The sequence below is a fragment of the Serratia sp. CoH_134_PS_4 genome (genome assembly GCF_058190535.1).
Genome location: NZ_JBXWKI010000002.1, coordinates 211,745 through 231,172, shown reverse-complemented (window position 1 = coordinate 231,172; position 19,428 = coordinate 211,745). Strand labels below are relative to the sequence as shown.

18 protein-coding genes are annotated in these 19,428 nt (G+C 55.7%); 15 read left to right on the top strand and 3 right to left on the bottom strand.

Features of this window, described 5'->3' with window-relative positions:
• Nucleotides 1-57 precede the first annotated feature (57 nt).
• Entirely contained in the window at nt 58-540 is a 483-nt protein-coding gene (gene sixA, locus AC2FCQ_RS06355) for a phosphohistidine phosphatase SixA (RefSeq protein WP_209638801.1), read from the top strand.
• A 65-nt stretch (nt 541-605) separates the two neighbouring features.
• On the opposite strand, the gene smrB is transcribed toward sixA, so the two are convergent.
• On the bottom strand, nt 606-1,136 hold the full coding sequence (smrB, locus tag AC2FCQ_RS06350; RefSeq protein WP_037423626.1) for an endonuclease SmrB: 531 nt from the start codon (nt 1,134-1,136) through the stop codon (nt 606-608).
• A gap of 170 nt (nt 1,137-1,306) precedes the next feature.
• On the opposite strand from smrB, the gene prmB reads away from it, so the two are divergent.
• The 6 genes from prmB to AC2FCQ_RS06320 all read left to right on the top strand — a co-directional run bounded on the left by prmB (nt 1,307) and on the right by AC2FCQ_RS06320 (nt 6,210).
• Complete coding sequence (prmB, locus tag AC2FCQ_RS06345) at nt 1,307-2,239, top strand: 50S ribosomal protein L3 N(5)-glutamine methyltransferase (protein ID WP_209638803.1); 933 nt, start codon at nt 1,307-1,309, stop codon at nt 2,237-2,239.
• A 62-nt stretch (nt 2,240-2,301) separates the two neighbouring features.
• The gene (gene aroC, locus AC2FCQ_RS06340) at nt 2,302-3,387 is read left to right on the top strand and encodes a chorismate synthase (protein WP_209638805.1); all 1,086 of its coding nucleotides are present in this window, start codon (nt 2,302-2,304) and stop codon (nt 3,385-3,387) included.
• 5 nt (nt 3,388-3,392) lie between these two features.
• Nucleotides 3,393-4,220, top strand: a complete 828-nt coding sequence (gene mepA / locus AC2FCQ_RS06335) for a penicillin-insensitive murein endopeptidase (protein WP_209638807.1) — start codon at nt 3,393-3,395, stop codon at nt 4,218-4,220.
• Between the two features lie 202 nt (nt 4,221-4,422).
• The gene (locus tag AC2FCQ_RS06330; protein WP_490308501.1) at nt 4,423-5,223 is read left to right on the top strand and encodes a sulfite exporter TauE/SafE family protein; all 801 of its coding nucleotides are present in this window, start codon (nt 4,423-4,425) and stop codon (nt 5,221-5,223) included.
• 62 nt (nt 5,224-5,285) lie between these two features.
• Nucleotides 5,286-5,834, top strand: coding sequence for an elongation factor P hydroxylase (locus AC2FCQ_RS06325; RefSeq protein WP_490308500.1), 549 nt, complete (start codon nt 5,286-5,288; stop codon nt 5,832-5,834).
• 94 nt (nt 5,835-5,928) lie between these two features.
• Entirely contained in the window at nt 5,929-6,210 is a 282-nt protein-coding gene (locus tag AC2FCQ_RS06320; RefSeq protein ID WP_209638813.1) for a YfcL family protein, read from the top strand.
• A 47-nt stretch (nt 6,211-6,257) separates the two neighbouring features.
• Here the strand turns inward: AC2FCQ_RS06320 and mnmC are convergent, their stop codons facing one another.
• Complete coding sequence (mnmC, locus tag AC2FCQ_RS06315) at nt 6,258-8,279, bottom strand: bifunctional tRNA (5-methylaminomethyl-2-thiouridine)(34)-methyltransferase MnmC2/FAD-dependent 5-carboxymethylaminomethyl-2-thiouridine(34) oxidoreductase MnmC1 (RefSeq protein WP_490308498.1); 2,022 nt, start codon at nt 8,277-8,279, stop codon at nt 6,258-6,260.
• A gap of 170 nt (nt 8,280-8,449) precedes the next feature.
• Here mnmC and fabB point away from each other — a divergent pair, with 170 nt between their 5' ends.
• From fabB to AC2FCQ_RS06280, 7 genes are all read left to right on the top strand, one after another.
• The gene (gene fabB, locus AC2FCQ_RS06310; protein WP_209638817.1) at nt 8,450-9,664 is read left to right on the top strand and encodes a beta-ketoacyl-ACP synthase I; all 1,215 of its coding nucleotides are present in this window, start codon (nt 8,450-8,452) and stop codon (nt 9,662-9,664) included.
• Nucleotides 9,665-9,872: 208 nt separating this feature from the next.
• Nucleotides 9,873-10,094 (top strand): putative periplasmic lipoprotein, encoded by a 222-nt coding sequence (locus tag AC2FCQ_RS06305; RefSeq protein WP_020827903.1) that lies wholly within the window; start codon nt 9,873-9,875, stop codon nt 10,092-10,094.
• A gap of 203 nt (nt 10,095-10,297) precedes the next feature.
• On the top strand, nt 10,298-10,720 hold the full coding sequence (locus AC2FCQ_RS06300; RefSeq protein WP_404759201.1) for a hypothetical protein: 423 nt from the start codon (nt 10,298-10,300) through the stop codon (nt 10,718-10,720).
• A 68-nt stretch (nt 10,721-10,788) separates the two neighbouring features.
• The gene (locus AC2FCQ_RS06295) at nt 10,789-11,112 is read left to right on the top strand and encodes a copper-binding protein (RefSeq protein WP_490308496.1); all 324 of its coding nucleotides are present in this window, start codon (nt 10,789-10,791) and stop codon (nt 11,110-11,112) included.
• A 10-nt stretch (nt 11,113-11,122) separates the two neighbouring features.
• Nucleotides 11,123-12,382 carry a TolC family protein gene (locus AC2FCQ_RS06290; protein WP_490308494.1) on the top strand — a complete coding sequence of 420 codons (1,260 nt, stop codon included), beginning with the start codon at nt 11,123-11,125 and terminating at the stop codon, nt 12,380-12,382.
• Entirely contained in the window at nt 12,379-13,830 is a 1,452-nt protein-coding gene (locus AC2FCQ_RS06285; protein WP_490308493.1) for an efflux RND transporter periplasmic adaptor subunit, read from the top strand. Before AC2FCQ_RS06290 ends, AC2FCQ_RS06285 begins: the two co-directional genes overlap by 4 nt.
• Nucleotides 13,827-16,946: an efflux RND transporter permease subunit gene (locus AC2FCQ_RS06280; protein ID WP_490308492.1), complete on the top strand. Its 3,120-nt coding sequence runs from the start codon at nt 13,827-13,829 to the stop codon at nt 16,944-16,946. Before AC2FCQ_RS06285 ends, AC2FCQ_RS06280 begins: the two co-directional genes overlap by 4 nt.
• A gap of 54 nt (nt 16,947-17,000) precedes the next feature.
• Here the strand turns inward: AC2FCQ_RS06280 and apbE are convergent, their stop codons facing one another.
• Complete coding sequence (apbE, locus tag AC2FCQ_RS06275) at nt 17,001-18,032, bottom strand: FAD:protein FMN transferase ApbE (protein ID WP_490308491.1); 1,032 nt, start codon at nt 18,030-18,032, stop codon at nt 17,001-17,003.
• A 278-nt stretch (nt 18,033-18,310) separates the two neighbouring features.
• Between apbE and AC2FCQ_RS06270 the strand changes: the two genes are divergently transcribed.
• Nucleotides 18,311-19,423, top strand: a complete 1,113-nt coding sequence (locus tag AC2FCQ_RS06270; protein WP_209638830.1) for an SLC13 family permease — start codon at nt 18,311-18,313, stop codon at nt 19,421-19,423.
• The last annotated feature ends 5 nt before the right edge of the window (nt 19,424-19,428 follow it).

The window sequence follows — 19,428 nt, the reverse complement described above, 5'->3', positions numbered from 1 at the left end:
ATACAGCACGCTCGGCGTTTCTGTATAGCGTTATTTTGTCAACAACAGCGGTGCAATATGCAAGTTTTGATTATGCGTCACGGAGAGGCGGCACTCGATGCGGCCAGCGATTCGGTAAGACCTCTTACTGTTTGTGGCCGTGATGAGTCACGTCAGATGGCGGCCTGGTTAAACACCAAGTCTGTGGATATTGAACGCGTGCTGGTCAGCCCTTATCTGCGGGCAGAGCAGACGCTGGCTACGGTACGGGAAGCCTTAACGTTGCCGGCAAGCGAAGAAGTGTTGCCCGAGCTGACGCCGGGTGGGGATGCCAGCCTGGTGGGCAGTTATTTGCAGGTGCTGGCGCAGCAGGGGATCAACGCCGTGCTTATCGTCTCTCACTTACCGCTCGTGGGTTACCTGGTGGCTGAACTTTGCCCGGGGGAGTGTCCGCCAATGTTCGCGACCTCTGCGATAGCCAACGTTGATCTGGCGGCCGATGGCAGCTACGGTAAGTTTGAATGGCAAGTCAGCCCATCGCAGGTGATGGCTAAAGTGTAGGGCGCCGCATGCCGGCTCCAAAACGAAAGGGCGATGTTACCATCGCCCTTTGTCATTTCTGCTGTTTACTCGGCCAGTTCGACCAGCAATAAAATCGCTGCGGTACCGCCCCATTCTTTGGGGGCCTGATGGAACACCAGCACGTCGGGATGCTGAGCCAACCACAGTGGGGTTTGTTGTTTCAGAATATGCTTGCCGTGGCCGTGCATGACGCAGGCACAGTGTACGTGTTCGCGCTTGCAAGCGGCGATCAGCGCCCCCAGTTCCTGCTTGGCTTGCATCTGGGTCAGCCCGTGCAGATCGAGAAACAGCTCTGGCGAATAATCGCCACGGCGGAGCTTCTTGAGTTCAAACGCACTGTATCCCGGACGCACGTAGCGTGTTGGGCCTTCCTCTTCCAACTGTGGTTGGTATTCATCCGAAAAATAGTAGCTGGCGTCGACTTGTTCCTGCAGCAGGCGCTGCGGCGCAATCTGTTTGGTTTTTGGTTTGGGTTTACGGTGGACAATGGTGTCCTGACGCAGCTTCTTTGCGTCTACTACCGACTCTCTGAAGAGCTGCAATTCATCTTTACTCAGAGGGTGCTTGTTCTTCATTTTTTATTCACCGGAAATCATTTATCGCGGTAGTTTACCGTGTCACGGGTATCTGTCGACGCAAAATTCGCGCCAAATTGAAAAGCGCAAGCGGTTAGCGTGATTTGTCGCGGGCTTCATGGCAAACTATGCGGCTAAATCATGAATCACAGTGCCTGCCGGAGGGCAAATTGGACAAAATTTTCGTCGAGGAAGCAGTGAGTGAACTGCACACCATTCAAGATATGCTGCGTTGGACGGTGAGCCGTTTTAATGCCGCCGATATCTACTATGGTCACGGAACCGATAATCCGTGGGACGAAGCGGTGCAATTGGTACTGCCAAGCCTGTTCCTGCCACTGGATATTCCTGAGGACATGCACACCGCACGTTTAACCTCCAGCGAGCGCCACCGCATCGTTGAGCGCGTGATCCGCCGCGTCAACGAGCGCATCCCGGTCGCCTATCTGACTAACAAAGCCTGGTTCTGCGATCTGGAATTTTATGTCGATGAGCGCGTGCTGGTACCGCGTTCCCCGATTGGCGAACTGATCAACGATCGCTTTAGCGCACTGATCCCGCACCCGCCGAGCCATATTCTCGACATGTGTACCGGCAGCGGCTGTATCGCCATTGCCTGCGGCTACGCTTTCCCGGAAGCGGAAGTGGACGCAGTAGACATCTCCGCCGACGTGCTGGCAGTGACCGAACGCAATATTCAGGCGCTCGGTGTTGAACAGCAAGTGACCCCAATTCGTTCCGATCTGTTCCGCGACGTTCCCGCGATCCAGTACGATCTGATTGTCACCAACCCACCGTACGTCGATGCAGAAGACATGTCCGATCTGCCTCAGGAGTTCCGCTTTGAACCTGAGCTGGGTCTGGCGGCGGGCAGCGACGGCCTGAAGCTGGTGCGTCGTATTCTGGCCTGTGCACCGGATTACCTGAGCGACGACGGCGTGCTGATTTGTGAAGTGGGTAACAGCATGGTACATCTGATGGAACAGTATCCAGACATTCCGTTCACCTGGCTGGAGTTTGAAAACGGCGGTGACGGCGTGTTTATGCTGACCAAGCAGCAATTGGTGGATTGCAAAGAACACTTCAGCCTCTACCGCAGCTAAGCATTCTTCGGGCCTGCTTTGGCGGGCCCCACAAAGATAATAATTAAGGGTAAGGAGCCGCGATGGCAGGAAACAGTATTGGGCAGATTTTCCGCGTCACCACATTTGGTGAATCTCACGGCGTGGCGCTGGGATGTATCGTAGACGGTGTGCCGCCAGGCATTCCGCTTACCGAAGCTGATTTGCAGCACGATCTGGACCGTCGCCGTCCGGGTACCTCGCGTTATACCACCCAACGCCGCGAGCCGGATCAGGTGCGTATTCTTTCTGGCGTGTTTGAAGGCGTGACCACCGGTACCAGTATTGGGCTGATGATTGAAAACACCGACCAGCGTTCGCAGGACTACGGTGCAATCAAAGACGTGTTCCGCCCGGGACATGCAGATTACACCTACGAACAAAAATACGGCGTGCGTGACTATCGTGGCGGCGGCCGTTCTTCGGCGCGTGAAACCGCAATGCGCGTTGCGGCAGGGGCGATTGCCAAGAAATACCTGCAGCAGAAATTCGGCGTGCAGGTGCGCGGTTATTTAGCTCAAATCGGCGACGTAGTTTGCGAGCTGAAAGACTGGGAACAGGTCGAACAGAACCCGTTCTTCTGTCCGGATCCGGACAAGCTGGAAGCGTTGGACGAACTGATGCGTGCGCTGAAGAAAGAGGGCGATTCGATTGGCGCCAAGGTCAGCGTCATTGCCGAAAATGTGCCGGTTGGCCTCGGCGAGCCCGTTTTTGACCGCCTTGATGCAGATCTGGCGCATGCGCTAATGAGCATCAATGCGGTGAAAGGCGTAGAAATTGGTGACGGCTTTGCCGTCGTGACCAAGCGTGGCAGTGAAAACCGCGATGAAATCACCCCGGAAGGTTTCCAGAGCAACCATGCGGGCGGTATTCTCGGCGGTATCAGCAGCGGCCAGGCGGTGATTGCACACCTGGCATTGAAACCGACTTCCAGCATCATGGTGCCGGGTAAAACCATCAATCGCCAGGGCGAAGCCGTGGAAATGGTTACCCGTGGCCGTCACGATCCTTGCGTAGGCATCCGTGCGGTACCGATCGCCGAAGCGATGATGGCGATTGTGCTGATGGATCACCTATTGCGCCAGCGTGCGCAGAACGGTGATGTGGTTTCTAACGTTCCTCGCTGGTAATCACCATGAAAAACTGGATGTTAGGTATCGTTGCCCTGATGGCATCGGGCTCTGCCATGGCGTTGACACCTTGGCAGAAAATTGATCACCCGGTGGCCGGCGCACCACAGGCCGTGGGGGGTTTTGCCAACGGTTGTATCATCGGTGCCCAACCGTTGCCGTTGAATTCACCGGATTATCAGGTGATGCGCCCCGATCAACGTCGTTATTTCGGTCACCCTGATCTGCTGGCGTTTATTCAACGTCTGAGCAATAAGGCGAACCAAAAAAATCTCGGTACGGTGTTGATCGGTGATATGGCAATGCCGGCTGGCGGGCGCTTCAGTAGCGGCCATGCCAGTCATCAATCCGGCCTTGATGTCGACATCTGGTTACAGCTGCCGCGCCAGCGTTGGAGTGCACAACAACTGTTGAAACCGCAGCCCATCGATTTGGTTTCCAGCGACGGCAAGCAGGTGGTTGCACGCCAGTGGCAGCCGCAGATTGAATCACTGATCAAAATGGCGGCTCAAGATCAGGAAGTGACGCGGATCTTCGTCAACCCGGCGATCAAGCAGCGCCTGTGTTTGGATGCCGGTGCCGATCGCGATTGGTTGCACAAGGTGCGCCCGTGGTTCGGTCACCGTGCGCATATGCATGTGCGGCTGCGTTGCCCGGCAGGCAGCCTGGAGTGTAAAGAACAGGATACGCCGCCACCGGGTGACGGCTGTGGTGCAGAACTAGCAAGCTGGTTCGTCCCGCACCAGCCAAGCGCCAAACCGGGTAAACCGGTGCCGCCGCCATTACCGCCTACCTGTCAGGCCTTGCTGAATAACCATTTCGCTGCGGAATAATATATCCAAAGTCATTGGAGTTGCATCAAGGCAGTAAGGGAATGACAAATCGGTCGGGAACCGATTTGAACAGTGTTTACGCTGGCCCGAAGGGTGAGCCTCAGGGAAGAGGCTCATATATCCCGATGGTCTCACGTCAGTAAGTGATTCGGGTGAGTAAGTGCAATCAACACAGATGCGGCTTCAAGTCAGAGGGATATAAATGGAGTGGTTCGTCGTTGGCCCCGAGATGCTCGGGGTTTTGTTTGTGGTGGCATTGCTGGCAGGCTTTATCGATTCCATTGCCGGTGGAGGTGGGTTGTTGACCGTGCCGGCACTGCTGGCGGTGGGCGTTCCCCCGGCGCAGGCGCTGGCGACCAACAAGTTGCAGTCGGTGGGTGGTTCTTTATCCGCCAGCCTGTACTTCATCCGCCGACGAGCCGTTGATCTTAACGATCAAAAACTGACTATTCTGTTGGCGCTGATCGGCTCCGTCGCCGGGGCGATCCTGGTGCAGCACATGCGCGCCGATTTGCTGCGGCAAATGCTGCCGTTATTGGTGATCGGTATCGGTCTTTACTTCCTGCTGACTCCGCGTCTGGGGGAAAACGATCGGCAGCGCCGTTTGAGCGCCTTGCCGTTCGGCCTGGTGGCCGGTGGTTGCGTGGGTTTTTACGATGGCTTTTTTGGGCCCGGTGCCGGTTCATTTTACGCGTTGGCCTATGTGACGCTGTGTGGCTTTAACCTGGCCAAATCTACCGCACACGCCAAGATACTGAACTTCACGTCCAACTTTGGCAGCCTGGTGTTGTTTATCATCGGTGGCAAAGTGCTGTGGGGGATAGGCCTGGTGATGTTGGTGGGGCAGGTGCTGGGCGCCCGTCTCGGGGCGCATATGGTCATGACCCGCGGGCAAAAGCTGATCCGCCCGATGATCGTCATCGTTTCGCTGGTGATGAGCTGTAAGTTGCTGTACGACAATCACGGTACAGAAATTCACCAGTGGCTGGCGTTGCATATGTAGTATGCCAAAAGCGCGGTTAGGGTATAATTACCACTTTAAATTTGTGGTTATTTGAGTCTTTTATGTCTGATACACACCAATTTTCCCAACTGATTGAGATTTTTAATCAGTGCTTCAGTGATGACTACAACACCCGGCTGGTTAAAGGCGACGATGAACCCATCTACCTGCCAGCCGATGACGAATTGCCGTACAATCGTATTGTCTTTGCTCACGGCTATTATGCCAGCGGCATGCATGAAATTTCACACTGGTGTATTGCCGGTGAACAGCGCCGCAAACAGGTCGATTTCGGTTACTGGTACTGCCCGGACGGGCGAGATGCGCAGACGCAAAGTGAATTCGAAGCGGTAGAAATTAAACCGCAGTCGCTGGAGTGGATGTTCTGCGTCGCGGCCGGTTTCCCGTTCAACGTCAGTTGTGACAACCTGAACGGCGACTGTGAACCGGATCGCATCGCCTTCCAGCGTAAGGTACGCGAGCGGGTCCTGCTGCTCTTAGAGCAGGGAATACCCACAAGACCTGCGCGCTTTATTCAGGCGTTACAATCGTTTTACAATACGCCACCGCTGACGGCTGAGCTTTTCCCCTATCCGGAAGATCTCAACTGACTGTATATTTAACTGGAAATAGATACCCAATAGCTTTCAAATCGCAGCCGACAACGTGGCGGTTTGAAAGATGCAGGGTAATAGAGGAAATTTGATGATCGCAGAATTCGAAGCGCGCATTTTGGCGCTGATTGATGACATGGTAGAGCACGCCAGCGATGATGAACTGTTTGCCGGTGGCTACCTGCGCGGTCATCTGACGTTGGCGGTTGCCGAGGTGGAAGAACAGGGTGAACACACCGCCGAAGCGCTGAAGGCACAGGTGGAAGGCAGCCTGCATAAAGCCATCGCTGCCGGCGAGCTGTCCCCACCGGACCAGGCATTGGTGTATGGCATGTGGGAAAACCTGTACCAAACGGCATTGCCGACCGCCTGAGCCCGTTTACAGGGCGCAGTTCATAACAGCGCCCTGTAAAACTGCGATTAAACCGCACGTCCCTTCAGTAGTTTTCTTACCCACATCCGGTTCGGATTCACTGCCGCCAACATGTCTGCGTTGCCCGGCAAGGGTTCGCCGAACAGCTGCGCTGCCAAAATTTCAGCCGCCAGCGGCGCAGAGCACAGCCCACGTGAGCCTAATGCGCCAATCATAAACAGATTCGGATAAACCGGAGCATTGGCGATAACTTCGCCGCGTTGATGCTGGCGCTGGAGATCCTGATACTGCGCCAACGTGGCTTGATAATCCGGTACTGCACCGATCATCGGTAAATGATCGCGCGTGGCGCTGCGTACGCCGCAACGGGCCTGACGACCGCTGACGTCTACCTCTCGTGGCCAGGCCTGGTCCGGCAGGCAGCGTAACAGACGAGCGCGATTGTCCTGCTGTTCTTCTTCGCGATATTCGGTGGCAGTTTCGCCACGCTGGTAGCTGGCGCCTATACAGTGCTGTTGGTTATTGGCGTTGACCGGGGTCAGGTAGCCGTCGTAACACAGCACCTGCTTCAATTCGCTTAGCGCTGGGGTTGTGGGAATATGGGATACCTGACCGCGTACGGCATAAACCGGCAGGGCTTCACCTTGCGCCAGTTCAGAAAGACGGTGGCCGTTGGCCAAAATCACTGTTGCATGCTGCCGGCTTTCACCGTTGCTGAAGCTGAGTTGCCAACCGGTCTCAGTGGCTGTCAGCGTACTGAGTGCAAACCCATAATGGCAGCCCAGCCCCTGACGTTGTGCCAGCGCAAGGGCATTGCGTGTCAGCTCGGCAGGGCATAACCAGCCACCTTGCGGGTAGTTAATGCCGCCAAAACCGCTGTCGATACCACACAATGCGCTGAGCGTGGCGCGGTCGGCGGGCATTGCCAGCGCCGGAGGCCATTCAACCGCCTGCATTTTTGCAATTTTCCCGGCACTCTTCTCGTCAAAGGCCAACTGACTGACGCCACACCATTGATGGTCAAACTCGACACCTTGTTGCACTAACGCATCGTACTGGCGGCGGGCAAAAGGGAAAGCCGCGCTGAAGAAGTTTTCCAGCGCGTCCCCACGGCCATTCAACAGGGGGTAAAGCGCGCCCTGTCGGTTGCCGGAAGCCCCCTCGGCGGGGTGGGGATCGGCACAATACAGCCTGACCTTCGCACCGCGGCGTAACAACGCAAGTGCGGTTAATGCGCTGGCGATACCACCACCGACGATCGCAATGTCGTCGGTACTGTCCGCCGCCGGGCGGAGTGACCAAGGGAAAGGATGCGTGATGGCGGTGACATCTTCAGGCAGCGTGCCGATCAGCATTTCACGTTTTTGGCCGAAGCCTTTGCTCTTTATTACTTCAAATCCGGCCTGTTGCAATCCGCGTCGCACAAAGCCTGCGGCGGTGAAAGTGGCAAGGCTGCCGCCAGGCCTGGCGAAACGAGCCATCGCGGCGAACAGCTGTTCCGTCCACATGTCCGGATTTTTCGCCGGCGCAAAGCCGTCGAGGAACCAGGCATCGATTTGGCGGTTCATGCTGGGGTCGACGTGCGGTAATAACGCGTTAACGTCGCCGAACCACAGATCGAGCGTAATGCGGCCTTCCGCCAGCAACAGACGGTGGCAGCCTGGCAGCGGCAATGGCCATTGGGCGCGTAACTCATCGGCAAAGGGAGCCAGCTCCGGCCAGCGTGCGTGCGCAGCGGCGAGGTCGGCCTGCACGAGAGGGAATTTTTCAAAACTGATAAAGTGCAGCCGTTGCAACGTGGCGTTAGGCGTTGTCTCACGGAAGCTGGCAAAAGCCTGCCACAAGGTGAGAAAATTAAGCCCGGTGCCAAAGCCCGTTTCCGCCACAAGAAACAGGGGGCGGGGGTGGCAGCTAAAACGTTGAGGGAGTTGGTTGCCCTTGAGAAATACGTAGCGGGTTTCTTCCAGCCCATCCTGATTAGAAAAGTAGACGTCATCAAACTGTTTCGAAACAGGTGTACCCTGTTCATTCCAGGATAACGCTGCGGTTTGGATCGGGGCGTGGCTCACGGTTAGTTGCTCATAACTCAAGGGGTGACGGGATTCTAACGGCGCTGGCGCTATGGCGCAAACTGGATAAGAATAAAGCTGAAAAACGCTGATCGGACTTGTTCGGCGTACATCTGTACGCTAAAGTGCGATGCAAAATCCCGAATGTAAAATTGTGGAAGAGGTATTGAATGAAACGTGCAGTGATTACTGGCCTGGGAATCGTCTCCAGCATTGGTAACAACCAGCAGGAGGTCCTGGCGAGCCTGCAGGAAGGTCGTTCTGGGATCACGTTCTCCCAGGAGCTGAAAGATTCCGGCATGCGTAGTCACGTATGGGGCGATGTTAAACTGGACACCACGGGTCTGATCGACCGTAAAGTCATGCGCTTTATGAGTGATGCGTCCGTTTATGCCTATCTTTCCATGGAAGAAGCCATTAAAGACTCCGGTCTGGCTGCCGATCAGGTTTCCAACGATCGCACCGGTCTGGTGGTTGGCTCAGGTGGCGGTTCACCGCGCAACCAGGTTGCTGGATCTGACGGTATGCGCGCCAAAGGCCTGCGTGGCGTTGGCCCTTATATGGTGACCAAGGCGATGGCTTCAGGCGTTTCTGCCTGCCTGGCAACCCCCTTCAAAATTCGTGGCGTTAACTACTCCATCAGCTCTGCTTGCGCAACCTCTGCACACTGCATTGGCCACGCGGTTGAACTGATCCAACTGGGTAAGCAGGACGTTGTCTTTGCCGGCGGCGGTGAAGAACTGTGCTGGGAAATGGCCTGTGAGTTTGATGCGATGGGCGCACTGTCCACCAGCTACAACGACACCCCAGAAAAAGCCTCCCGTACTTATGACGCAGCGCGCGATGGTTTCGTCATTGCAGGCGGCGGCGGTATGGTCGTGGTTGAAGAACTGGAACACGCTCTGGCACGTGGCGCACACATTTATGCTGAAATCATCGGCTACGGTGCAACGTCCGACGGCGCAGACATGGTAGCTCCTTCTGGCGAAGGCGCAGTGCGTTGCATGAAGATGGCGATGCAGGGCGTTGATACGCCAATCGACTACATGAACGTGCACGGCACTTCAACGCCGGTTGGCGACGTGAAAGAATTGGGCGCTATCCGCGAAGTGTTTGGCGATAACACCCCGGCAATTTCGTCCACCAAGGCCATGACCGGTCACTCACTGGGTGCCGCTGGCGTGCAGGAAGCGATCTACAGCCTGTTGATGGTTGAGCACGGCTTTATTGCACCAAGTATCAATATCGAAAACCTGGATGAGAAAGCCGTAGGCATGAACATTGTGACTCAGCCGACTCAACGTGAGCTGACCACTGTTATGTCTAACAGCTTCGGTTTCGGTGGTACTAACGCCACGCTGGTCATGCGTAAACTGCAGAAGTAATTCCGGCTCAAGGTATTAGAATAAAGCCCGCGTATTCGCGGGCTTTTTGCTGTCTGCAGGCCAACGGGTTAGCCGTTCAGAGTTATCCCAAATTACATCTGCTGACGGATCATTAACGCTTTGTTCAGTCTTTTGGGCATACAATGGCTCAATAGCGCGATTGTCACTCGGCGTAGTTTTCAGAGTGATCGAACATTGAGGCAATAGTATGAAAAAGTTAATTGCAGTTGGGTTACTGTCGGTCATTTTGGCTGGGTGCGCGACTGATTCACCTTGCGTACCTGTCTATGATGATCAGGGGCGTTTGGTGCACACCAACACCTGTATGAAAGGCACGACACAAGATAACTGGGAAACCGCAGGCGCAATCGCCGGTGGTGCAGCAGCGGTTGCGGGTTTGACGCTGGGTATTATCGCGTTAACCAAATAACCTTCCCATCGGTGAATTTATCCGCATAAAGCCCAGTGACCCTGGGCTTTTTTTTGAGCTGATGCGATACCTGTTGATTAGCATCAATGCATTTTGGTTTCCCTTACGTGGGCGCGCACCACTTTGTCAGCGGGTGTAAATTCCATTCCTGCACAAGCACTTGGTCGATATACTTCCGCTATCTCATCTTCTGGAATCACCTGATGTCGGCGTTGGCGTCCATCTCCTTATTCATGCACCGATTGCGTTTCGCTAAAAAGCGAGCCTGTGCAGGGCTATTGGTCGTCAGTTGGTTACTGCTAAATACCCAGATGGCGCTGGCCAGCCATAATTGCAACCTGCAGTTCAGTGGTGAAGCGCCGATGGCTCAGCATATGATGCACATGCAAAATAGCCAGCCGTCATCAGAGCAGATGCAGACACAAGAGCCGCTGTGTGAGAAACACTGCGTGCCGGAATCAGCCCAACAGGATCACGCTAATCTGGCATTAGCCGCTTTGCCAGTCAGCAGCGAACTGGCGGTGATCGCGCCCGCTCTGTCACTTTCTATCCCGTTTAACACCTGGCAAACGCCCCCGATAACAGGCCCGCCGGCAGAGATCGTATTCTGTCGTTTCCGTGAATAGCCCTGACAACCGCTTTACCGTCTCCGACGGTCATTCGTGTTCGTTAACTATTTCATGGAGTACCCGTTATGCGTAATTTATTTGCCGCTGTATTAATCACCTTATTTTTCTCCTCTATCGCCAGCGCCGCTGATAGGGCGATGCAACATTCCGCTGTCAAACCTACCGTCGAAATCCACAGCCAGGGCGTGATAAAGGCTTGGGATGAACGGAAGGTGTCTATCAGGCATCAAGCCATTCCAGCCCTTAATTGGCCTCCAATGACCATGAGTTTCCTGCTCCCTTCATCGCCTTCCCTCGCCGTATTGCCGGTGGGAACTGCGGTTGACTTCAGCTTCCTGCCGATTGACGGCGGTTATCAGTTGATTGCTATCGCCGCCACGCGGCAATAACGGAGGCGTCATGACCAGGATTATTTCTCACCCCTTGCGGGTGGGCTGGCTGCTGCTCGTTTGTTGGGTATCAGCCACCCAAGCGACGGAGCTCACGCTACAACAGTCACTGACGGCAGCGGAACGTTATTCCGCCGAACTCTCGGCCAATCGACATCAGGTCAATGCCCTGGCGAGCATGGCAGATTCGGCAATGCAATTGCCCGATCCCAAGCTGAAGTTCGGTATTGAGAACGTGCCGGTGCAGGGGGGAAATGCCCGGCGTTTCACTCGCGAAGGTATGACGATGGGGCGGGTTGGCATCATGCAGGACTATGTCAGCAGCACCAAACGCCAGCGCAAGGCTGATACCTTGCGCGCCGAAGCCAGCAAAACAGATGCAGGCAGCGCCACCATCCGTGCCCGTTTGCAGCAGCAAACCGCCCAAGCGTGGCTTGAGTTGGCATTGAGCCGGCAAAGCCTGCGTGATGCGACAGCCTTGGTCACGGAGAGCGAACGTCAAATCACCATTCAGCGCGCGGGCGTAGCCGGTGGTGGCACGCCGGCCAGTGCGGTGTTGGACGCCCGACTGACGTTGCTGGCCATGCAAGATCGCATCAGTGAAGCACAGCGGGACGTTAGGGTGGCACAGGCGCGTTTGACGCAACTGACCGGCGTGGCGGCGACGGATACGTCAGGAACCTTGCCGCGCTTTGAACGTTTGCCGGCTGACAGTGACGTATTGCGACAGGGGATCAGGCAGCACCCCGAAGTACTGCAAGCCAGCCGTGAGGCAGATGTTGCCAAGGCGCGTTCTGCACAGTCAGAAGTGGCGGCAATACCGGATGTCGGCGTCGAGGTGTATTACGGCAAGCGTGCTGATGATTACGAGGATCTGGCCGGGGTGATGTTTACCGTGGATCTGCCGCTTTTCCGCTCGCAACGCCAGGATAAGGACTATGCCGCCGATGTGTCTCGCAACATGGAGGCCAACGATCGACTGACGCTGCTGATTCGCGATCATCAGGCGCAACTCGATACGCTGTTGGCGCAGTACCATGCGGCGCAGTTGCAGTGGCAACGTCAGCAGCAGCAGGCCATCCCCTTGCAGCAACAGCGGCTGACATTGGTGTTGGCGCAATATCGCACGGGTAAAAGCGACCTGTCCGCGGTGCTGGAAGCGCGGCGTGCGCTGCTCGACAGCCACCTCAACGCCGGCAAAGCCGCTCGTGGGCTTGCACAAATCTGGGCCGCTATCCGCTATCTCACCCCACAGGAATCGATGCAATGAAAATACAATTCAAACTGGCGTTATTAGCCGCGTTGATCGGCAGTGGATTGGCCGGATATTGGTTTGGCTCGCAGGGTGAAACGGCACCGCAAGCGAGCAAGAGCGAACGACAGGTATTGTATTGGTATGATCCGATGATGCCAGCTCAGCGCTTTGATAAACCGGGTAAATCTCCCTTTATGGATATGCAACTGGTGCCACGCTATGCCGATGAAGCTGAATCGGAGGGCGGCGTGACCATCAGCACGCGCCAGCAACAGAACCTGGGGGTGCGTATCGAGGCTGCGCAGTTACGCCCATTGGAACCGCAATTTAGCGCCTTTGGCAGCGTAGCGACGGATGAGCGCGGCATTCAAATTATCGCTGCTCGTGCCAATGGACTGGTGGAGAAGCTCTATGTTCGTGCCAGCGAGCAACAGGTGAAGAAGGGGGAAGCGCTGGCGCAGTTGTGGATACCGGACTGGAGTGCGGCGCAGCAGGAGTATCTGGCGATACGCAAACTGGGTGATACCGAATTGACCGCGTCAGCACGCCAGCGGTTACAGCTGCTGTTTATGCCCGAGGCGGTAATTCGGCAAGTGGAGCGCACGGGCAAATCCGAGCCACGCGTTAAGATAGTGGCCCCGGAAAACGGTTTCGTTAACAAGCTAACCGTCCTTGAAGGTGCGCAGGTGACCGCGGCGCAGGGCCTGTTTGAGATAGCCCGCCTCGACCCAGTGTGGATCCTGGCTGATTATCCGCAGGCGCAGGCCGGCTTGCTGAAGGTGGGTGATAAGGTACAGGCCGCCTCCGCCAGTTGGCCGGGGGAGCGTTTTGAGGGAGAAGTAAGCGAACTGCTGGCCAATGTCGATCCGCTGACCCGTACTTTCAAGGCACGTATTTTATTGAAGAATCCGCAGCAAAAATTGCGGCCAGGCATGTACCTGCAATTGACGCTGTCGCAGAGCACGGTGGGTAAACCGGTGCTGGCGATACCGCAAGAGGCGCTGATCGGCAGCGGCGATCGTAATCGGGTATTGGTTGCTGAAGGGAGTGGGCATTTCACGCCGGTTGAGGTGGTCGCCGGGCGTACACAGGATGGCTGGGTGGAGATCAAACGCGGCCTGAGTGTAGGGCAACAGGTCGTGACTTCTGGCCAATTCCTGATCGACTCCGAGGCCAGTATGCGCAGTGCCTTGCCGCAGATGGCGGCAAAGTCAGAGGTTAAACAGTACCAGGCCGAAGGCGTGATTGAGGCGCTGAATGGCGACACGATTACGCTGTCCCATGGCCCTGTACCGGAATTGCAGTGGCCGGCAATGACCATGGACTTTGCCCTGCCTCCAGGAGGATTGCCGACCGGCATCACCTCGGGCGACAAAGTGCAGATCCGCTTTACTGTGGATGATAGGGGTTCGCATATCAGTCAGATAGTACCGATTCACGCTGAGCACGGGGGGCACTTATGATTGCTTTCGTGATCCGTTGGTCGTTGCGTAATCGACTGTTAGTGCTGTTGGCCTCGGCGCTGCTGGCTGGCTGGGGGATATGGGCCTTGCAGAAAGCGCCACTCGATGCGTTGCCTGACCTGTCCGATGTGCAAGTCATCGTCCGTGCCACCTACCCAGGCAAGGCACCGCAGGTGATTGAAGATCAGGTTACCTATCCGTTGACCACCACTTTATTAACGGTGCCGGGTGCCAAGACGGTGCGTGGTTTTTCCATGTTTGGCGACGCCTATGTTTACGTGCTGTTTGAAGACGGTACCGATCTGTACTGGGCACGTTCTCGGGTATTGGAATCGCTCAGTCAGGTGCAGTCTTCATTACCGGCGCAGGTCAAGGTGGCGCTGGGGCCGGATGCCACCGGGGTTGGCTGGGTTTATGAATATGCGTTGGTCGATAAAAGCGGGAAACACAGCCTGGCTGATCTACGGGCCCTGCAAGATTGGACGCTAAAATTTGAGCTTAAAACTGTCCCCAACGTGGCGGAAGTCGCCAGCGTAGGCGGTATGGTGCGCCAGTATCAAGTGGTGTTGGATCCGCAAAGCCTGCGTGCGTTGAATATCACCCATCAGCAGGTCGTGAGTGCCCTTCAGGACGCCAATCAAGAGGGTGGCGGCGCGCTGCTGGAGATGGGCGAGGCGGAATATATGGTGCGCACCTCGGGTTACCTGAAAAAACTGAGTGATTTCTCCAACGTGGTAATCACCGTTCGTGATGGGGTACCCATCCTGCTTTCACAGGTGGCGACCTTGCGTGAGGGGCCGGAAATTCGCCGTGGTGTCGCGGAGCTTAACGGCGAGGGGGAAGTTGCAGGCGGCATTGTCGTGATGCGCTACGGCAAAAATGCGCTGGAAACCATTAATGCGTTGAAGGTGAAGTTGCAGGCGATCCAGCAGAGCTTGCCGCCTGGCGTGGAGATTGTGACGGTTTATGACCGTTCTCAGTTGATTGAGCATGCCATTGAAACCTTGTCCCATAAGCTGCTGGAAGAGTTTATCGTGGTGGCGCTGGTGTGCACCTTGTTCCTGTTCCATTTCCGTTCGGCGCTGGTGGCGATGATTACGCTGCCGCTCGGCATCCTCGGGGCCTTTGTGGTGATGCATTACCAAGGGGTGAACGCCAATATCATGTCACTGGGTGGGATAGCCATCGCGATCGGTGCCATGGTGGATGCCGCGATCGTCATGATCGAGAATATGCATAAGGTGCTGGAGCAGTGGCGACAGCGCCATCCGGGGCAGCAGCCGACATCGGCGGATTATTGGCGTATTTCAGAGCAGGCGGCGGTAGAGGTCGGGCCCGCACTCTTTTGCAGTTTGCTGATTATTACCCTGTCCTTTATCCCTGTCTTCACATTACAGGCACAGGAAGGGCGGATGTTTTCACCGCTGGCCTACACCAAAACCTATGCCATGGCGGTGGCCGCCGGGTTAGGGATTACGCTGGTGCCGGTGCTGATGGGGTATTTTATTCGTGGTCGCATTCCCGACGAGCATGCCAATCCGATCAACCGTTGGTTGATCCGCCTGTACCAACCGGTGTTGGCTGCGGTGCTGGCGAGGCCCAAAACCACGCTCGGGGTTTCACTATTACTGCTGCTGTTAACGCTGTATCCGCTCAGTCGTTTGGGCAGCGAATTTATGCCCCAGCTCGACGAAGGTGATCTGCTGTATATGCCATCGTCATTGCCGGGGATGTCGGCGCGCGAGGCGAGCCGGTTGCTGCAACTCACCGACCGGTTGATTAAAACCGTGCCCGAGGTCGCGACGGTATTTGGTAAAGCAGGACGGGCGGAGAGCGCCACCGATCCTGCCCCTCTGACCATGCTGGAAACCACCATTCGTTTCAAGCCGCGCGATCAGTGGCGGTCTGGCATGACCATGGACAAGCTGGTGGCTGAACTGGACGCTGTGGTCAAGGTGCCTGGCATTGCCAACGTTTGGGTTCCACCTATCCGCAACCGTCTGGATATGCTTGCCACCGGGATAAAAAGCCCGGTCGGTATCAAGGTGAACGGCAATAACATGGCCGATATTGAACGGATTTCCGGGCAAATTGAGCAGGTGGTGAAGCCTGTGCCGGGCGTCACCTCCGCGCTGGCGGAACGTATTACCGGCGGGCGCTACGTGGATATTGATATTGATCGCCAGCGGGCGGCACGTTATGGCGTCTCGGTAAAAGAGCTGCAATCTATGGTGGCAACGCTGGTGGGGGGCGAAAACATCGGTGAAACCATTGAGGGCCGAGCGCGTTATCCCATCAATGTGCGTTACCCGCGTGAGGTTCGCGACTCGGTGCAGCAACTGCAGGCGTTACCGGTGCTGACAGCCAGCGGAGGGCAGGTGCCGCTGTCTATGCTGGCTGACATTCGGGTTACTGAAGGACCGCCGATGCTGAAAAGTGAAAACGCCCGACTCTCCAATTGGATTTATGTTGACCTGCGTGGACGCGATCTTAAATCGGCGGTGGAAGAGATGCAGCAAGCGGTGTCCCAGCAGGTTAAGTTGCCTGCGGGAGTATCCTTGAGCTGGTCAGGGCAGTTTGAATATCTGGAGCGCGCCAGCGCCCAGTTGAAGGTCGTGCTACCGGTCACGTTGGCGATCATTTTCGTGCTGCTGTTCGTCACCTTCAGCAGCGTGCGGGATGCATTACTGATCATGGCGACGTTACCATTTGCACTGATCGGCGGCGTGTGGTTGTTGTATTTGCTCAACTACAACCTGTCGGTGGCGGGGGCGGTGGGCTTTATCGCGTTGGCCGGGGTGGCGGCGGAATTTGGCGTCATCATGGTGCTGTATTTAAACCATGCGTTGGAGAAACACCGTCAGCCAGGGCAGCCGTTAACGCAACAACAGCTGATGGATGCAATTAGCGAGGGTGCCGTGTTGCGGGTTCGGCCAAAAGTGATGACGGTTGCCACCATTATGGCGGGATTATTGCCGATCATGTGGGGCAACGGCGCCGGCTCTGAAGTGATGCGACGTATTGCCGCACCGATGATTGGCGGGATGCTTAGTGCGCCCCTGTTGTCGATGTTGGTGATACCGGTGGCCTATTTGTTACTGCACCGCAAAGGATGACACCATGAGGGTGCAGTTTTACCTACTGCACCCTCGTTATCACTATCCCAGAAATTATTTCACCAGGAACGCTTTAAACTGCGGTGTCATCACCGCGCTGAAACCGTCATCGGTTTTGCTGATCAAATACACCGCCAGCCCTTTATCTTCCGCCAGTTTGAGCGCTTTTTCTGTGCCCAGAACCATCAGCCCAGTGTCCCAACCGTCGGCTTCCAATGCGGTGGGGGCGATCACGGTGGCGGATACCAGGCGATGGGTGATCGGCCGGCCCGTCGTGGGATCGATCACGTGCGAATAGCGTTGCCCATCTTGTTCGAAGTAGTTGCGGTAACTGCCGGACGTACTGATGCCGTAGCCTTGCAGATCAACCAGCGCCTGCACGGCATTTTCACGGTCGGTCGGTTTTTGGATCGCCACTCGCCAGGCGTTACCCTTGCCGTTAACACCGCGCGAGGAGACTGCACCACCGACGGACACCAAATAGTTGGTGATGCCATTGCGCGCCATCAGTTGTACCAGTTGGTCGACGCCATAGCCCTCGCCCATTGTCGAGAGATCGACATACATTTCTGGCAGGTCTTTCTGTAGCCATTCGCCGCGATTGTCGCTGATCAGTTTGAGGTGTTGCAGGCCAACATTTTTTTGCGCCGCCTCTATTTGTTGTTGGCTCGGTACTTTTACCGCGCGCTTATCCGGCCCAAAGCCCCACAGATTCACCAGGGGGCCAACGGTAATATTCATAGCGCCCTGAGTATCGCGGCCAATACGTTGAGCCATCAGGATGATGTCTGCCATGCCGCGTGGGATGGGCTGTGGATCAGCGCTCTGCGTTTGATTAAAACGCGACAGTACCGAATCAGTACGGTAAGTAGAAATATCGTCATTAGCCCGTTCCAACACGGCATCGACCTGCTGCTGTAACTGCTGCTTATCGACGGCGATATCCCCGCTGACTTTGACGCTGTAGAAGGTCCCCATGGTTTTGCCCTCGAGATCAATCTGCGGGCGGGAGTCCTGGTCATTACAGGCGGTCAACAGGCTGAGCGTCACACTCAGCAAAAGCCCTTTGGCAAAAACGTTAGCCATAAAAAATCCTTTGAAACAGAGGAGGGCGCTACAAATAAAGCAAAGTGCGACAAATGAAAAGCAGAGATAGCCAAAATAACGGGCGGTGCATCGAGGTGGCCACTGAACGCACCCCGGTAGTATGCAGACAGGATGTGACCTGGGGCGTGCCGGCAGCCCACAAAGAGGCGGTTTCAAGAATGGCGGGTAAAAGGTAACAAAGCATTTTTCTGGCGTTACTTGTGTGCTTGGGCTAACGTCTGCTTCCCGATCCTTGATTGTTTTTTGAAGCGCTCAACATGAGTTCAAACGCCGCTGTTCGGCTGATTCAGCCATTCCTGAAAGATCGTTTCTTACATATCCTGTTGCTGGCCGGTGTGCTGATGGCCGCCTTCAATCCACAACAGCTGCCAGAGCTTAACCGTTTTATTGACTGGCGTACCATCATCACGCTGCTGGGGTTGATGTTATTGACCAAAGGGGTTGAGGTCAGTGGCTATTTTGATTTTATCGGTCGTCAGATCGTCAACAGGCTGCACAGTGAACGACGGCTGGCGCTGTTTTTAGTGTTTTCTGCCGCGCTGCTGTCGTCGTTCCTGACCAACGACGTGGCGCTGTTTATTGTCATTCCACTGACCATCACGCTAAAAAAACTGTCTTCGTTGCCGATTAGCCGGTTGATTATCTTCCAGGCGCTGGCGGTTAATGCCGGCTCGTTGTTGACGCCAATCGGCAACCCGCAGAACATTTTGCTTTGGAGCAAATCCTCGCTGTCTTTCTTGGGTTTTATAGCCCAAATGTTGCCTTTTGGCGCGGTAATGCTGGCTAGCCTGTTGTTGTTGACCTGGTTCAGCTTCCCGCCACGGGAGATCGTTAAGGTTCCGCACACCGAAGGCTACCCGTATCAACGGCATTTGTTGTTGAGCTGCGTGGTGCTGTATGTGATTTTTCTGCTGTCTCTGGATATGGGATTGCCGCTGTACGGTCTGTTGGCTGTTTTCGCCGGCTTTTTACTGCTGGCTCGCCGGGTGTTGCTGCAGATTGACTGGAGCCTGATTTTTGTTTTTATCGCCATGTTTATCGACGTGGGGTTGTTCACCCGACTTGAGGCGATCCAATCCTGGTTCGCTGGCCTCTCTTCGTTGAGCAACGGCGGAATTTATGCGCTGGGAATTGGCCTGTCACAGATAATCAGCAATGTGCCTGCCACCATTCTATTGCTCAATTATGTGCCTTCAAGCCAACTGCTGGCTTATGCGGTGAATGCCGGTGGCTTTGGGCTGGCGATCGGCTCGTTGGCGAACCTGATTGCTTTGCGTATGGCGGGCGAGCGTAAAATCTGGCTGAAATTCCATTACTACTCATTGCCATTGTTGGCGTGGGGTGGGGTAGTGGGCTGGTTGCTGGCCTAAGCGCG

Bases quoted from the DNA above. Each gene is read 5' to 3' on its own strand.
- AC2FCQ_RS06290 (WP_490308494.1), top strand. From the start codon at position 11,123: ATGACCAGGATTATTTCTCACCCCTTGCGGGTGGGCTGGCTGCTGCTC.
- AC2FCQ_RS06320 (WP_209638813.1), top strand. From the start codon at position 5,929: ATGATCGCAGAATTCGAAGCGCGCATTTTGGCGCTGATTGATGACATG.
- mepA (WP_209638807.1), top strand. From the start codon at position 3,393: ATGAAAAACTGGATGTTAGGTATCGTTGCCCTGATGGCATCGGGCTCT.
- AC2FCQ_RS06270 (WP_209638830.1), top strand. From the start codon at position 18,311: ATGAGTTCAAACGCCGCTGTTCGGCTGATTCAGCCATTCCTGAAAGAT.
- AC2FCQ_RS06300 (WP_404759201.1), top strand. From the start codon at position 10,298: ATGTCGGCGTTGGCGTCCATCTCCTTATTCATGCACCGATTGCGTTTC.
- sixA (WP_209638801.1), top strand. From the start codon at position 58: ATGCAAGTTTTGATTATGCGTCACGGAGAGGCGGCACTCGATGCGGCC.
- smrB (WP_037423626.1), bottom strand. From the start codon at position 1,136: ATGAAGAACAAGCACCCTCTGAGTAAAGATGAATTGCAGCTCTTCAGA.
- AC2FCQ_RS06280 (WP_490308492.1), top strand. From the start codon at position 13,827: ATGATTGCTTTCGTGATCCGTTGGTCGTTGCGTAATCGACTGTTAGTG.
- aroC (WP_209638805.1), top strand. From the start codon at position 2,302: ATGGCAGGAAACAGTATTGGGCAGATTTTCCGCGTCACCACATTTGGT.
- AC2FCQ_RS06325 (WP_490308500.1), top strand. From the start codon at position 5,286: ATGTCTGATACACACCAATTTTCCCAACTGATTGAGATTTTTAATCAG.
- fabB (WP_209638817.1), top strand. From the start codon at position 8,450: ATGAAACGTGCAGTGATTACTGGCCTGGGAATCGTCTCCAGCATTGGT.
- AC2FCQ_RS06330 (WP_490308501.1), top strand. From the start codon at position 4,423: ATGGAGTGGTTCGTCGTTGGCCCCGAGATGCTCGGGGTTTTGTTTGTG.
- apbE (WP_490308491.1), bottom strand. From the start codon at position 18,032: ATGGCTAACGTTTTTGCCAAAGGGCTTTTGCTGAGTGTGACGCTCAGC.
- AC2FCQ_RS06285 (WP_490308493.1), top strand. From the start codon at position 12,379: ATGAAAATACAATTCAAACTGGCGTTATTAGCCGCGTTGATCGGCAGT.
- AC2FCQ_RS06305 (WP_020827903.1), top strand. From the start codon at position 9,873: ATGAAAAAGTTAATTGCAGTTGGGTTACTGTCGGTCATTTTGGCTGGG.
- AC2FCQ_RS06295 (WP_490308496.1), top strand. From the start codon at position 10,789: ATGCGTAATTTATTTGCCGCTGTATTAATCACCTTATTTTTCTCCTCT.